Consider the following 12,819-nt stretch of genomic DNA (forward strand, 5'->3'; position numbering starts at 1 on the left):
CCCGCTGAGAATCCCCTGAGAGTTTCGCGCGCGGACCCCGTACGGACCGGCCCCGAGGGCTGGCCGCCGGGGCCGTCCCGTACTGTCGGATCCATGCCACGCCGCACTGCGACGATGCTCGCTTCCGTCCTCGTACTGTTCGCGCTGCTCTGCGCCGGGCTGCTCGTCAAGGTCCCGTACTCCGAGATGAGCCCCGGCCCGACCGTGAACACGCTCGGCGACTCGCACGGTGCGCCCGTCCTCAACATCGCGGGCCGCAAGACGTACCCGACCAGCGGCCACCTCAACATGACGACGGTCCGCGTCACCGGCGCGGACTACGACATGAGCCTGGTGGAAGCGGTGTACGGGTGGCTGTCCGGCGACAACATCGTCGTGCCGCACGAGAACCTCTACCCGGACGGCAAGACGGACGCGGAATCCACCCAGGAGAACGCCGAGGAGTTCAGCCAGTCGCAGCAGAGCGCCAAGGTGGCGGCCCTGAAGCAGCTCGGCATCCCCGTCACCGCCCGCGTGATCGTCGCGTCCGTGGTCAAGGACAGCCCCGCCGAGGGCAAGCTGCACGCCGGTGACGTGATCAAGTCCGTGGACGGCGCCCCCGTGACCGCGCCCGAGGACGTGGCCAAGCTCGTCACCAAGCACAAGCCGGGCGAGCCCGTCGAGTTCACGATCGTGCCCGCCGCGGAGGCGGCCGAGGCGGCGAAGGCCAACCACGAGCCCGCCGGTTCCACGAAGGTGACGATCAACGCGGGCAAGGCGGAGGGCGACGGTCACGCCCTCGTCGGCATCCGGGCCGGATCCGACCACACCTTCCCGTTCACGATCGACATCAAGCTCGCGGACGTCGGCGGCCCGAGCGCCGGCCTGATGTTCGCCCTCGGCATCGTCGACAAGCTGACCCCCGAGGACCTGACCGGCGGCAAGTTCGTCGCGGGCACCGGCACCATCGACGACACGGGCAAGGTCGGCCCGATCGGCGGCATCCAGATGAAGACCATCGGCGCCCGCCAGGCCGGCGCCGAGTACTTCCTGACGCCCGCCGAGAACTGCGCCTCCGCGGCCACGAACGTGCCCGACGGCCTGACCCTGGTGAAGGTCTCCACGATCGGCGACGCCACCAAGGCACTGGAGAAGATCAGCAAGGGGGACACGGCCGGGCTGCCGCAGTGCAGCGCCAAGCCCTGACCGGTCCTCCCCCCACGGTCCTACGAGAAGGTCGCCGCAAGGGCCTCCGCCAGCCCGGGCACCAGGCCCCCGCCGGTGAGCACCTCGGTCGAGGAGTCCTTCTCGCGCAGCCGTACGGCCGACTCGCGCGAGCCGTCGCGCAGCACGGCCACGGTGAGGCGCACCTCCTGCCGCTCCGGGTGACCGGCCACCCACTTCGCCAGCTGCTTGTCGCTCAGCCCCTCCGGTACGGAGGCCTCCGCGGACGGCGGCAGCATCAGCCGCTCCACCGTCAGCGCGCAGCCGACGACGGCGTCAGGCCAGGCGATGGTGCCCAGGAACTTGTCGAGGGGGGTCCCGGCCGGGACCTCGTCCTGCTCGATCGGGGTGAGGGAGGCCTTGCCGGCGTCGTCCTGGTCGAGGCCGAGCTGGCTCGCGAGCCGCGGCTCCTGCTTCTTGAGCCGGGCGGTGTCGACGAGGGCGAACAGCCGGGCCGGCTGGTCCCAGCCGAGGCCGGCCGCGTACTCGTCGATCTCGAGGCAGGCACGGGTCAGCGGCGAGGCCGCCATGGGGGTGCCGGGGGAAGGCGAAACGTTGGACATGGGCAACATCCTGCCTCCTTTCCACCGGATACCGGGAACTGACCAAAGCCTCAGTAAGTTGCATGAGTGGGCTCTACGATCGGGGGCCCGTTCATTACCAGACCCAGCGACTTTCGAGGTGCGCACCTTGGCTTTCCAGATGCCGGACCGCGGCGGAGGCCCGTCCGGGCCACGGATGAGAGTCGGCCGTCCCTCCCGGCGGGCCCGCACTCTCCTGATGACCCTGGGCGTGCTGGCCGTCCTGGCCATGCTCTTCATCATGTTCGCGGGCTTCTGGACGGACTGGCTCTGGTTCCGCTCCGTGAAGTACTCCTCCGTCTTCACCACCACGCTGTGGACCAAGATCGGGCTCTTCGCCGTCTTCGGTCTGTTGATGGCCGGCGCCGTCGGGTTCAACATCTGGCTGGCCCACCGGCTGCGGCCGCCGCTCAGCGCGATGTCGATGGAGCAGCAGAGCCTCGACCGTTACCGGATGAGCGTCGCCCCTTACAAGAAGTGGCTGCTGCTGGGCATCGCGGTGCTCGTCGGCCTGATCGCGGGCGCTTCGGCGGCCGGCCAGTGGAAGACCTGGCTCATGTACGTGAACGGCGTGACCTTCGGAACGAAGGACCCGCAGTTCCACATGGACGTGTCCTTCTACACCTTCGACCTGCCCTGGTGCCGCTTCCTGCTCGGCTTCGGCTTCGCCGCGGTCGTGCTCTCGGTGATCGCCGCGGCCGTCGTGCACTACCTCTACGGCGGACTGCGCGTGACCAGCCCGGGCGCCCGGGCCACCGCGGCCGCGACCGGGCACCTGTCGGTGCTGCTCGGCCTCTTCGTCACGCTGAAGGCGATCGCGTACTGGCTCGACCGGTACGGGCTCGCCGTGAAGTCCAGCGACTTCAAGGCCGCGGACAACTGGACCGGCCTGCGGTACGTCGACGCCAACGCCTACCTGCCGGCGAAGACCATCCTCGTCGCCATCGCCGCGATCTGCGCGGTGCTGTTCTTCGCGACGCTGTGGCGCCGCACCTGGCAGCTGCCCGTGATCGGCTTCGGCCTCATGGTGCTCTCGGCGATCCTGATCGGCGGGCTGTACCCGGCGATCGTGCAGAAATTCCAGGTCCAGCCGAACGAGCAGGCCAAGGAATCCCCGTACGTCCAGAAGAACATCAAGGCCACGCGCGACGCCTACGGCATCGAGGGCTCCGAGGTCACGGACTACCCGGGCTCCCCGCAGACGGCGGACCGGGGCAAGCTGCGGCCGCAGGCCGACACCACGGCCAGCATCCGGATCCTGGACCCGAACATCGTCTCCCCGGCCTTCCAGCAGCTCCAGCAGGTCAAGGGCTACTACGCCTTCCCGTCCACGCTCGCCGTGGACCGGTACAGCGGCCAGGACACGGTCATCGGGCTGCGCGAGCTGAACATCGGCGGCATCCCGAAGAACAACTGGATCAACGACCACTTCAAGTACACGCACGGTTACGGCGTGGTCGCGGCCAAGGGCACCACCGTCGGTGACCAGGGCGCCCCGGACTTCACCCAGTCCGACCTGCCCTCCAAGGGGATGTTCGGCACCGACTTCGAGCAGCGCATCTACTACGGCGAGCAGACGAAGCAGTACTCGATCGTCGGCGGGCCGCAGAAGGAGCTCGACTACTCGGACGACAAGGGCGAGAAGGAGACGAGCTACAAGGGCGGCTCCGGCGTCAACCTCGACAACCCCGTCAACCGGGCCGCCTACGCGCTCTCCTTCAGCGAGCCGCAGATCCTCTACTCGGGCGCCATCGGCGACGGCTCGCGGATCCTCTACAACCGCACGCCCAAGCAGCGCGTCGAAGCGGTCGCCCCGTGGCTGACCATCGACGGCGCGCCCTACCCGGCCGTGATCGACGGCCGGATCAAGTGGATCGTCGACGCCTACACGACGACCAACGGGTACCCGTACGCCTCGCGCACCACGCTGGGCCAGAGCACCGCCGACTCGCTGACCAACAGCCAGCGCGCGGTGGTGGCCCAGGAGAACCAGGTCAACTACATCCGCAACTCGGTGAAGGCCACCGTCGACGCGTACGACGGCTCGGTCAACCTGTACCAGTGGGACACCGAGGACCCGGTCCTCAAGACCTGGATGAAGGCGTTCCCCGGCACGGTGAAGCCCAAGAGCGACATCTCCAAGCCGCTCATGGACCACCTCCGCTACCCGCAGGACCTCTTCAAGGTCCAGCGCGAGCTGCTGACCCGGTACCACGTCACGGACCCGCAGACCTTCCTCAGCGGCAGTGAGGCCTGGGCGGTCCCGGACGACCCGACGACCAAGGCCGGTACGGCGGTCCCGCCGTACTACCTGTCGATGAAGATGCCCGGGCAGAAGGAGAAGGACCAGGTCTTCTCGCTCACCACGACGTTCACGCCGAACGAGCGGCCCAACCTGAGTGCCTTCATGGCGGTCAACGCCGATCCGGGCACCCCGGACTACGGCAAGATCAGAATCCTGAAGATGCCGACCAGCAAGCCGCCGGACGGCCCCGGTCAGGTGCAGAGCAAGTTCCAGTCCGAGCCGAAGATCGCCGAGTCGATCCGCCTGCTGCGCGGTGGTGACTCGGAGATCGAGTACGGCAACCTGCTCGCGGTGCCGCTCGACGGCGGAATGCTCTACGTGGAGCCGGTGTACGTCCGCAGCTCCGGGCTGAAGTACCCGCTGCTGCGCAAGGTGCTGGTGACCTACGGCGGCCAGACGGCCTTCGAGGACACGCTGGAGAAGGCGCTGAACGTGGTCTTCGGCGCCGAGGCCCCGACCACGCCGGTGCCTCCGGCCCAGCCGCCGGGCGAGGGCACGGTCACGCCCCCGACCAACCAGGACCCGACGGTCAAGGCGGCGCTCGCCGACGCTCAGAAGGCCGTCGAGGACGCCGAGAAGGCCCGACAGGCCGGTGACTGGGCGGCCTTCGGCAAGGCCCAGGACGAGATCAAGGCGGCGCTGAAGCGGGCGATCGACGCGGAGGCGAAGCCGCCGGCGCCCAGTCCGAGCGGCTGATGACCAATGGGTAATGGCTCCGTCCCGCGTCGTGATACTGTGGTTTCACCGACGCGGGGTGGAGCAGCTCGGTAGCTCGCTGGGCTCATAACCCAGAGGTCGCAGGTTCAAATCCTGTCCCCGCTACTGAAGATGAAGGCCCGGATCCATGGGATCCGGGCCTTCGTCATGTCCGGGGCGGACACGCGTTAGCTGGAGCGGGTGAGTTGGGGTAGGAGCGTGTTTGACTTACCCCACTGTGGGCATGTCGACAAAACGCTGTAGTGACCTCACTGGCTGCGACATACCAGGTGTACGCGGGTAGCAGGTGATGCGACGATGGGATTTATGGGGGACAGGTCAACTCTGCTGGAGACAGGGCGGTTTGTGAGGGCGGAGACCGAATCGGGCGCAGAGGCCCAGGGGGCGGTTCCGGTGACCGACGTGCAGACCGCGCTGACCGACGCGGATTTCGCGCAGGAGGTGTTCGCCGAGACCGACGCGGCGAGCGACGCCGAGCTGGAGGCCCGGCACCGGGTGGCCGCCGACAAGGGCGACCCCGGTGCCATGAGCGTGCTCGGCGCGCTGCTGCTGCGCCGCGGCGACCTCGACGGGGCCGAGCCCTACCTGCGGGGTGCCACCGCCGAAGGGGACCGGGCCGCCGCGAACAACCTCGGCGTCCTGCTGCACCAGCGCGGCTACCCCGAAGAGGCCGCCGGCTGGTGGCGGGTGGCCGCCGTGGCCGGATCCGCGCCGGCCGCACACGCCCTCGGCCGCCACTTCCGCGAGCGCGGCGACGAGCCCGCGGCCGAGTACTGGATGCGGCAGGCGGCGGAATCCGGCCATGCGCTGGGCGCGTACGGGCTGGCCGACCTGCTGGAGCACCGCGGGGACAAGGGCGTCGAGCGGTGGTTCCGCGCCGCCGCCGAACAGGGGCACCGCGAAGCCGCGTACCGGCTGGCGAGGCACCTGCGCAAGGGCGACCCCACCGAGGCCGAGCAGTGGTACCGGCAGGCCGCTGCGCGCGGGCACCGGCGCGCGGCCCTGCACCTGGGCGCGCTGCTGGAGGCGCGCGGGGAGCTCAAGGAGGCCGGGCGCTGGTACCTGACCTCCGCCAAGCAGGGGGAGGCCCGCGCCGCGTGCGCGCTCGGCTTCCTGCTGCGCGACGCCGGCGACGAGGAGAGCGCGGCCACCTGGTGGCACCGGGCCGCCCAGGACGGCGACGGCAACGCCGCGAACGCGCTGGGCGCCCTGCACGCCGCGCGCGGGGAGACCCAGACCGCGGAGCGCTGGTACCGGACCGCCATGGACGCGGGCGACCAGAACGGGGCGTACAACCTCGCCCTGCTGTGCGCCGCACAGGACCGCACCGCGCAGGCCGAGCAGTGGTACCGGCGGGCGGCCTACGCCGGGCACCGCGAGGCGGCCAACGCGCTGGCCATCATGCTGCTGCAGGTCGGGGACGCGGCGGGCGCGGAGCCGTGGTTCTCGAAGGCGGCCGAGGCGGGCAGCGTCGACGCCGCGTTCAACCTCGGCATCCTCTTCGCCAGCCGCGACGAGGACCGCACGGCGCTGAAGTGGTACGAGCGGGCCGCGTCGGCCGGGCACACCGACGCGGCGCTCCAGGTCGGCATCGCGCTGGTCCGCGACGGGGAGGAGCGCGCCGCCGAGCGGCACCTGCGGTGCGCGGCGGGCGGCGGCAGCGCGGAGGCCGCCTTCCGGCTGGCCGCGCTGCTGGAGTCGCTCGCCCCGCCGCCGGAGCCGGTCGCGCTGGGCGAGCCGGTGGGCGGTGCCCCGAAGACGGAGAGCGAGGAGTGGTACGAGCGGGCCGCCGAGCTGGGGCACCGCCGCGCCCAGGTACGGGTCGGCATGCTGGCCGCGGCCCGGGGCGACCTGGCCGTCGCCGCGCGCTGGTACCGGGAGGCGGCCGAGGCCGGGTCCCGCAACGGGGCGTTCAACCTGGGCCTGCTGCTCGCCCGCGAGGGGAGCGAGCCGGAGGCCGCGCTGTGGTGGACGCGGGCCGCGGTGGCGGGCCACGGCCGCGCGGCGCTGCGGCTGGGGCTGCTGGCGGCCCGGCACGGGGACCTCGCGGAGGGGCAGAAGTGGTGCGTCCGCGCCATGGAACTGGGGCCGGCGGAGGTCTCGGAGCGGGCGGCGCGGCTGCGGGACGCGCTCGCGGAGGAGCTGTCCGCCTGAGCGCGGTGCCGGCCCCGCCGGCGGCCACGGCCGGGAACCGGGGCCGGAAGTTAAGCGATTTGCATCTGTCGGAAGGCTTCACGTACAGTCGTGTTTACCGACGCGGGGTGGAGCAGCTCGGTAGCTCGCTGGGCTCATAACCCAGAGGTCGCAGGTTCAAATCCTGTCCCCGCTACTGAAGGCCCAGGGCCCGGATCCAATGGATCCGGGCCCTGAGTCGTTTCCGGTGGCGAATCGGAAAGCAGAAGGGCCCGGACCCCGTGGGGGGTCCGGGCCCTTCTCGTGTTCCGAGTCAGGCGGCGGCGCAGTTCGGGCAGACCCCGCGGTAGGTGACCTCGACCGCGGACACGACGAAGCCGAAGCGCTCGGTGTCCGGCAGGTCGGCCAGCGGGTTGCCCGCCGGGTGGACGTCGCGGATCGCGCCGCACTGGGCGCAGACCAGATGCTGGTGGGGCTTGTGCGCGTTCGGGTCGTACCGCTTGGCGCGCCGGTCCGTGGAGACCTCCAGGACCTCGCCGAGGGTGACGAGCTCGCCCAGCGTGTTGTAGACGGTCGCCCGGGAGATCTCGGGGAGTTTGGCCACAGCGCGCGCGTGCACCTCGTCGGCCGTCAGGTGCACGTGGTCACCGTCGAGCACCTCGGCCACGACACGCCGCTGCGCCGTCATGCGCCAGCCGCGTCCGCGGAGTCGTTCCAGCAGGTCACTCATGGACATCAGCCTAACAGCGAGGGGATCCGGTGTAACTCCCGAACCAGTGCGGACTTGGATTCTTACTTGACTTAGACAAAGTCCATCGTAGGATCGGGTACGGCACAGGCCAAGGACAGGACACGCAGGAATGACGCAGGAGGCGCACGTGACGCAGGGACCGCTCACCACGGAGGCCGGGGCTCCGGTCGCCGACAACCAGAACAGCGAGACCGCCGGCGTCGGAGGCCCCGTCCTGGTCCAGGACCAGCTGCTGCTGGAGAAGCTCGCGCACTTCAACCGCGAGCGCATCCCGGAGCGCGTGGTGCACGCCCGCGGCGCCGGTGCCTACGGCACCTTCACGCTGACCCGCGACGTCTCCCAGTGGACCCGTGCCACATTCCTGTCCGAGGTCGGCAAGGAGACCGAGACCTTCCTGCGCTTCTCCACCGTCGCGGGCAACCTCGGCAGCGCGGACGCGGTGCGCGACCCCCGCGGATGGGCGCTGAAGTTCTACACCGAAGAGGGCAACTACGACCTCGTCGGCAACAACACCCCGGTGTTCTTCATCAAGGACGCCATCAAGTTCCCCGACTTCATCCACACCCAGAAGCGCGACCCGTACACGGGCTCGCAGGAGGCGGACAACGTCTGGGACTTCTGGGGTCTGTCGCCCGAGTCGACCCACCAGGTGACCTGGCTGTTCGGCGACCGCGGCATCCCGGCGTCCTACCGCCACATGAACGGCTACGGCTCGCACACGTTCCAGTGGAACAACGAGGCCGGCGAGGTCTTCTGGGTCAAGTACCACTTCAAGACCGACCAGGGCATCATGAACCTCACCCAGGCCGAGGCCAACAAGCTCGCCGGTGAGGACCCCGACTCGCACCAGCGGGACCTGCGCGAGGCCATCGAGCGCGGCGACTTCCCGAGCTGGACCGTGCAGGTCCAGGTCATGCCGGCGGCCGAAGCGGCGACCTACCGCTTCAACCCGTTCGACCTCACCAAGGTGTGGCCGCACGAGGACTACCCGCCGATCGAGATCGGCAAGCTGGAGCTCAACCGCAACCCGGAGAACGTCTTCGCCGAGGTCGAGCAGTCGATCTTCTCCCCGGCGCACTTCGTCCCCGGTATCGGTCCCTCCCCGGACAAGATGCTCCAGGGCCGCCTCTTCGGCTACGGCGACGCCCACCGCTACCGCGTCGGCATCAACGCCGACCACCTGCCGGTGAACCGCCCGCACGCCACCGAGGCGCGCACCAACTCCCGCGACGGCCACCTGTACGACGGCCGCCACAAGGGTGCGAAGAACTACGAGCCGAACTCCTTCGGCGGCCCGCACCAGACGGACCGCCCGCTGTGGCAGCCCGTTTCGCTCACCGGTGGCACGGGCAACCACCCGGCCGCCGTCCACCGCGAGGACAACGACTTCGTCCAGGCGGGCAACCTCTACCGCCTGTACTCGGAGGACGAGAAGGCCCGCCTGATCGAGAACCTGTCCGGCTTCATCGCCAAGGTCTCCCGCGACGACATCGTCGAGCGCGCGATCAACAACTTCCGCCAGGCGGACGGCGACTTCGGCAAGCGGCTCGAAGCCGCGGTCCAGGCCCTCCGCGCTTGATCCGGGACCGCTTGTCGTAGCAGGACGCCGGGCCGCGCCCCTCTTCGGAGGGCCGCGGCCCGGCGTCGTTCGTTGTGACGTGCCTACACGGGGACCTGTACGGGGACCGTGCGCCGCGCCGGAGCCCAGCAGCGGATGACGTCCCGTACGGACACGATGCCCACCGGGCCGCCGTTCTCCAGCACGATCAGGTGCCGGAAGCCGCCGTGCGCCATCGCCTCGGCGGCCTCCTGCACGGTGGCGTCCGGAGTGCAGAAGACGACGTTGTTGGTGGTGTGCGCACCCACGGACTCCCGGTCGGGATCGTGACCCGCGCCGATCGAGTTGAGGATGTCGCGCTCGGTCAGGATGCCGATTCCGCTGTGTTCGGGGTCGAGGACGACGGCTGCGCCGACGCGCCGGCCGGACATCAGGCAGGCCGCCTGCCGGAGGGTGTGCGCGGGTCCGAGGGTGAGGATCACGGTGCTCATTGCGTCACGGACGAGCATGAAGAGAGCCACCTCCTGGGGTGAGCCCCCCGCTTGGGTGGGTGCGCCCGTGAAGCCGCCTTGAGAGAAAGGCTTCACAAGCGCACAAGCGTGGGGAGTCCCAGATTCCCACGGACGCGGAGGGCCGACAAGAAGGCGCGCGAGGGAGCGCGAGCAGCGCGCCCCGGCCTCAGGCGCGCGGGCGCAACAGGCCGAGCATCTCCTCGTGCAGCAGGCCGTTCGAGGCCGCGGCGTTCCCGCCGTGCACGCCCTCCACCCCGTCCAGGCTGGTGAAGCGGCCGCCCGCCTCCTGGACCACGACCGCGATGGCCGCCATGTCCCAGAGGTTCAACTCGGGCTCGGCGCACAGGTCCAGCGAGCCCTCCGCGACCATCATGTACGGCCAGAAGTCGCCGTAGCCGCGGGTGCGCCAGCACGCCCGCGTCAGGTCCAGGAACCCGGCGAGCCGGCCCTGCTCCTCCCACCCGCTCAGCGAGGAATACGCGAACGATGCGTCACCCAGCCCGGCCACCTTCGACACGCCGATCGCACCGGTCTCGCCGAGCGCGCCGCCCGCGTACGCCCCCTGGCCCTCGGCCGCCCACCAGCGGCGGCCCAGCGCCGGCGCGGACACCACGCCGACCACCGGCCGGAAGACGCCGTCGGCGCCCTCGGCCATCAGGGAGATCAGCGTCGCCCAGACGGGCACGCCGCGCACGTAGTTCTTCGTGCCGTCGATCGGGTCCACGACCCAGCGGCGCGGGCCGCTGCCCTGCAGGCCGTACTCCTCGCCCAGGATCGCGTCGCCGGGCCGCGCGGCCGCGATGCCGGCCCGGACGATCTCCTCGGCGGCCTGGTCGGCCTCGCTCACCGGGGTCATGTCCGGCTTCGTCTCGACCTTCAGGTCGAGGGCGCGGAACCGCTGCATCGTGGCGGCGTCCGCCGCGTCGGCGAGTTCGAGGGCAAGGCGCAGGTCATCGTCATACTCGGACATGCCCGAACAGTATCGAGACTCCCGGACCCGGGCGAACGACGTCCACAGTGCGGCCCCGACGCGCCCTTGACAGGATCTGTCGACCCGTCAAATCTTGCCGGAGAGCCGATCGGGGAGGCGACGATGCCGGCAGCCCGGGAGTCCTTACTGGAAGCGGCGGGAGCGGCGCTCTCGGCGCGCCCCTGGCCCGCCGTGCGGATGGTCGACGTGGCCGCGGCCGCCGGGGTGTCCCGGCAGACCCTCTACAACGAGTTCGGCGGCAAGGCGGGCCTGGGCCGCGCCCTGGTCCGGCGCGAGGCCGACCGCTACCTCGACGGCGTGGACCGGGCCCTGTCCGCCCCGGCCCAGGCCGCCGAACGGCTCGCCGCCGTCGCCGAGTGGACCGTACGGGCGGCCCGCGCCCAACCCCTCGTACGGGCCCTGCTCACCGGCAGCTGGGACGCGGGCCTGCCGGCCGCGGGACGCCGGGCGCCCGGGCCCGGCGAGCTGGCCCGGACCGTCCGCGACCGGGCGGCCGCCGCGCTCACGCCGGGGGAGGGACCGCAGCGGTGCGAACTCGCCGTGCGCCTCGCCCTCTCCTACGTCATCGCGCCGGGGGAGGAGCCGGGGGCGGCCGAACTGCTCGGGCTGCTGCGGCAGCTCAGTGCGCCGACCCGGACAGCTGGAGCCCGATGACGCCCAGGATGACCAGCGAGATCGAGACGAGCTTGAGGGTGGAGACCAGGTCCCCGAGGAAGACCATGCCGTAGATCGCGGTCCCGGCCGCGCCGATGCCCGTCCACACCGCGTACGCCGGTCCCACGTCCAGCTTCTTGAGGGCCAGCGTCAGCAGACCGAAGCTGCCGAGCGCGAAGCACGCGAAGGCGATGGTCGGCCACAGCCGGGTGAAGCCGTGGGAGAGCTTGAGGCAGACCGCGAAACCGGTCTCCAGGAGTCCCGCGACCACGACCAGCAGCCACGCCATGTCGAATGCCTCCCCGCGTCACATGACATCACGTCACTTGGTGGGATTATGCATTTATCCAGACGGGGCCCCGGACAAACCCGGCACGCCCCGCCGGACCGTCGCCGTCAGTCGCCTTCGCGGCGCTCCCGCGTCTGAAGCAGCCGCCGCAGCGAATACAGCCGCGCCGGGTCCGCGTGGCCGTCCTCCACCCATTCGTCGAGCGCGCAGTCCGGCTCGTCGTGGCTGCACGCGCGCGGGCACTCCTCGGTCCCGGGGACCAGGTCCGGGAAGGCCAGGATCACCCGGGACGGGTCCACGTGGTGCAGGCCGAAGGAGCGCACGCCCGGGGTGTCGATGACCCAGCCGTCGCCCGAGGGCAGCGGCAGCGCCAGCGCCGAGGTGGTGGTGTGCCGGCCGCGGCCGGTGACCGCGTTGACGTGCCCGGTGGCACGCTGACGGTCCTTGGCCACCAGCGAGTTCACCAGGGTGGTCTTGCCGACGCCCGAATGGCCGACGAAAGCGGTGATCCGGCCGGCCAGCCGCTCGCGCACCCGGTCCGCGGCATCGCCCGTCGCGAGCTCCTCGCGGTTGGTGACCACGTAGTTCAGGCCGAAGGTCGAGTAGATCTCCAGGATCTTGTCCGCGGAGGTCAGATCGGACTTCGTGAGCACCAGCAGCGGCTCCAGCCCGGCGTCGTACGCCGCGACCAGGCAGCGGTCGATCATCCGGGGCCGCGGCTCCGGATCGGCCAGGGCCGTGACGATGGCCAGCTGGTCGGCGTTGGCGACGACCACCCGCTCGTACGGGTCGTCGTCGTCGGCGGTGCGCCGCAGGACGGACTTGCGCTCCTCGATCCGCACGATGCGGGCCAGGGTGTCCTTCTTGCCGGACAGGTCACCGACGATCCAGACCCGGTCCCCGACCACCGCGGCCTTGCGGCCGAGCTCGCGCGCCTTCATCGCGTGCACCGAGCGGCCCTCGACCAGACAGGTCAGCCGACCGCGGTCGACCGTCAGGACGAAGCCCTCGGCCGCGTCCTCGTGCTTGGGCCGGATGCTCGTCCGCGGCCGGTTGCCCTTGGGGTTGGGGCGCTGGCGGATGTCGTCCTCGTCGGTGTGCTTGCCGTACCTGCGCATGACGGGC

11 protein-coding genes and 2 tRNA genes are annotated in these 12,819 nt (G+C 70.8%); 7 read left to right on the forward strand and 6 right to left on the reverse strand.

Annotated elements, in window-relative coordinates:
* The first annotated feature begins 93 nt into the window (after positions 1-93).
* Positions 94-1,185, forward strand: coding sequence for a PDZ domain-containing protein (locus ACFYP3_RS08390; RefSeq protein WP_388828739.1), 1,092 nt, complete (start codon positions 94-96; stop codon positions 1,183-1,185).
* Positions 1,186-1,205: 20 nt separating this feature from the next.
* Here the strand turns inward: ACFYP3_RS08390 and ACFYP3_RS08395 are convergent, their stop codons facing one another.
* On the reverse strand, positions 1,206-1,775 hold the full coding sequence (locus ACFYP3_RS08395) for a PPA1309 family protein (protein ID WP_388828742.1): 570 nt from the start codon (positions 1,773-1,775) through the stop codon (positions 1,206-1,208).
* A 130-nt stretch (positions 1,776-1,905) separates the two neighbouring features.
* On the opposite strand from ACFYP3_RS08395, the gene ACFYP3_RS08400 reads away from it, so the two are divergent.
* The 4 genes from ACFYP3_RS08400 (at position 1,906) to ACFYP3_RS08415 (ending at position 7,135) form a co-directional block, all read left to right on the forward strand.
* Positions 1,906-4,785 carry a UPF0182 family protein gene (locus ACFYP3_RS08400; RefSeq protein WP_388829012.1) on the forward strand — a complete coding sequence of 960 codons (2,880 nt, stop codon included), beginning with the start codon at positions 1,906-1,908 and terminating at the stop codon, positions 4,783-4,785.
* Positions 4,786-4,837: 52 nt separating this feature from the next.
* Positions 4,838-4,911: transfer RNA gene (locus ACFYP3_RS08405), tRNA-Met, on the forward strand.
* A gap of 192 nt (positions 4,912-5,103) precedes the next feature.
* Positions 5,104-6,960, forward strand: coding sequence for a tetratricopeptide repeat protein (locus ACFYP3_RS08410; RefSeq protein ID WP_388828745.1), 1,857 nt, complete (start codon positions 5,104-5,106; stop codon positions 6,958-6,960).
* Positions 6,961-7,061: 101 nt separating this feature from the next.
* Positions 7,062-7,135: transfer RNA gene (locus ACFYP3_RS08415), tRNA-Met, on the forward strand.
* A gap of 117 nt (positions 7,136-7,252) precedes the next feature.
* On the opposite strand, the gene ACFYP3_RS08420 is transcribed toward ACFYP3_RS08415, so the two are convergent.
* On the reverse strand, positions 7,253-7,669 hold the full coding sequence (locus ACFYP3_RS08420) for a Fur family transcriptional regulator (RefSeq protein ID WP_030709927.1): 417 nt from the start codon (positions 7,667-7,669) through the stop codon (positions 7,253-7,255).
* A gap of 130 nt (positions 7,670-7,799) precedes the next feature.
* Between ACFYP3_RS08420 and ACFYP3_RS08425 the strand changes: the two genes are divergently transcribed.
* Positions 7,800-9,269, forward strand: coding sequence for a catalase (locus ACFYP3_RS08425; RefSeq protein WP_388828749.1), 1,470 nt, complete (start codon positions 7,800-7,802; stop codon positions 9,267-9,269).
* 83 nt (positions 9,270-9,352) lie between these two features.
* Here ACFYP3_RS08425 and ACFYP3_RS08430 read toward each other — a convergent pair whose 3' ends face one another.
* Both ACFYP3_RS08430 and hisN read right to left on the reverse strand, forming a co-directional pair.
* Positions 9,353-9,757: a cyclic nucleotide-binding/CBS domain-containing protein gene (locus tag ACFYP3_RS08430; protein ID WP_388828752.1), complete on the reverse strand. Its 405-nt coding sequence runs from the start codon at positions 9,755-9,757 to the stop codon at positions 9,353-9,355.
* A 169-nt stretch (positions 9,758-9,926) separates the two neighbouring features.
* A complete protein-coding gene (gene hisN, locus ACFYP3_RS08435) occupies positions 9,927-10,730 on the reverse strand; it encodes a histidinol-phosphatase (protein ID WP_388828755.1) in 804 nt (267 codons plus the stop codon).
* 123 nt (positions 10,731-10,853) lie between these two features.
* On the opposite strand from hisN, the gene ACFYP3_RS08440 reads away from it, so the two are divergent.
* Positions 10,854-11,405, forward strand: coding sequence for a TetR/AcrR family transcriptional regulator (locus tag ACFYP3_RS08440; RefSeq protein WP_388828758.1), 552 nt, complete (start codon positions 10,854-10,856; stop codon positions 11,403-11,405).
* On the opposite strand, the gene ACFYP3_RS08445 is transcribed toward ACFYP3_RS08440, so the two are convergent.
* Together ACFYP3_RS08445 and rsgA are read right to left on the reverse strand one after the other, a co-directional pair.
* Complete coding sequence (locus ACFYP3_RS08445; protein ID WP_329099136.1) at positions 11,371-11,694, reverse strand: multidrug efflux SMR transporter; 324 nt, start codon at positions 11,692-11,694, stop codon at positions 11,371-11,373. The genes ACFYP3_RS08440 and ACFYP3_RS08445 overlap by 35 nt on opposite strands.
* A gap of 107 nt (positions 11,695-11,801) precedes the next feature.
* On the reverse strand, positions 11,802-12,812 hold the full coding sequence (rsgA, locus tag ACFYP3_RS08450; protein WP_388828761.1) for a ribosome small subunit-dependent GTPase A: 1,011 nt from the start codon (positions 12,810-12,812) through the stop codon (positions 11,802-11,804).
* Positions 12,813-12,819: the final 7 nt, after the last annotated feature.

The organism is Streptomyces sp. NPDC005533 (assembly GCF_042871845.1).
Taxonomy (GTDB): Bacteria; Actinomycetota; Actinomycetes; order Streptomycetales; family Streptomycetaceae; genus Streptomyces.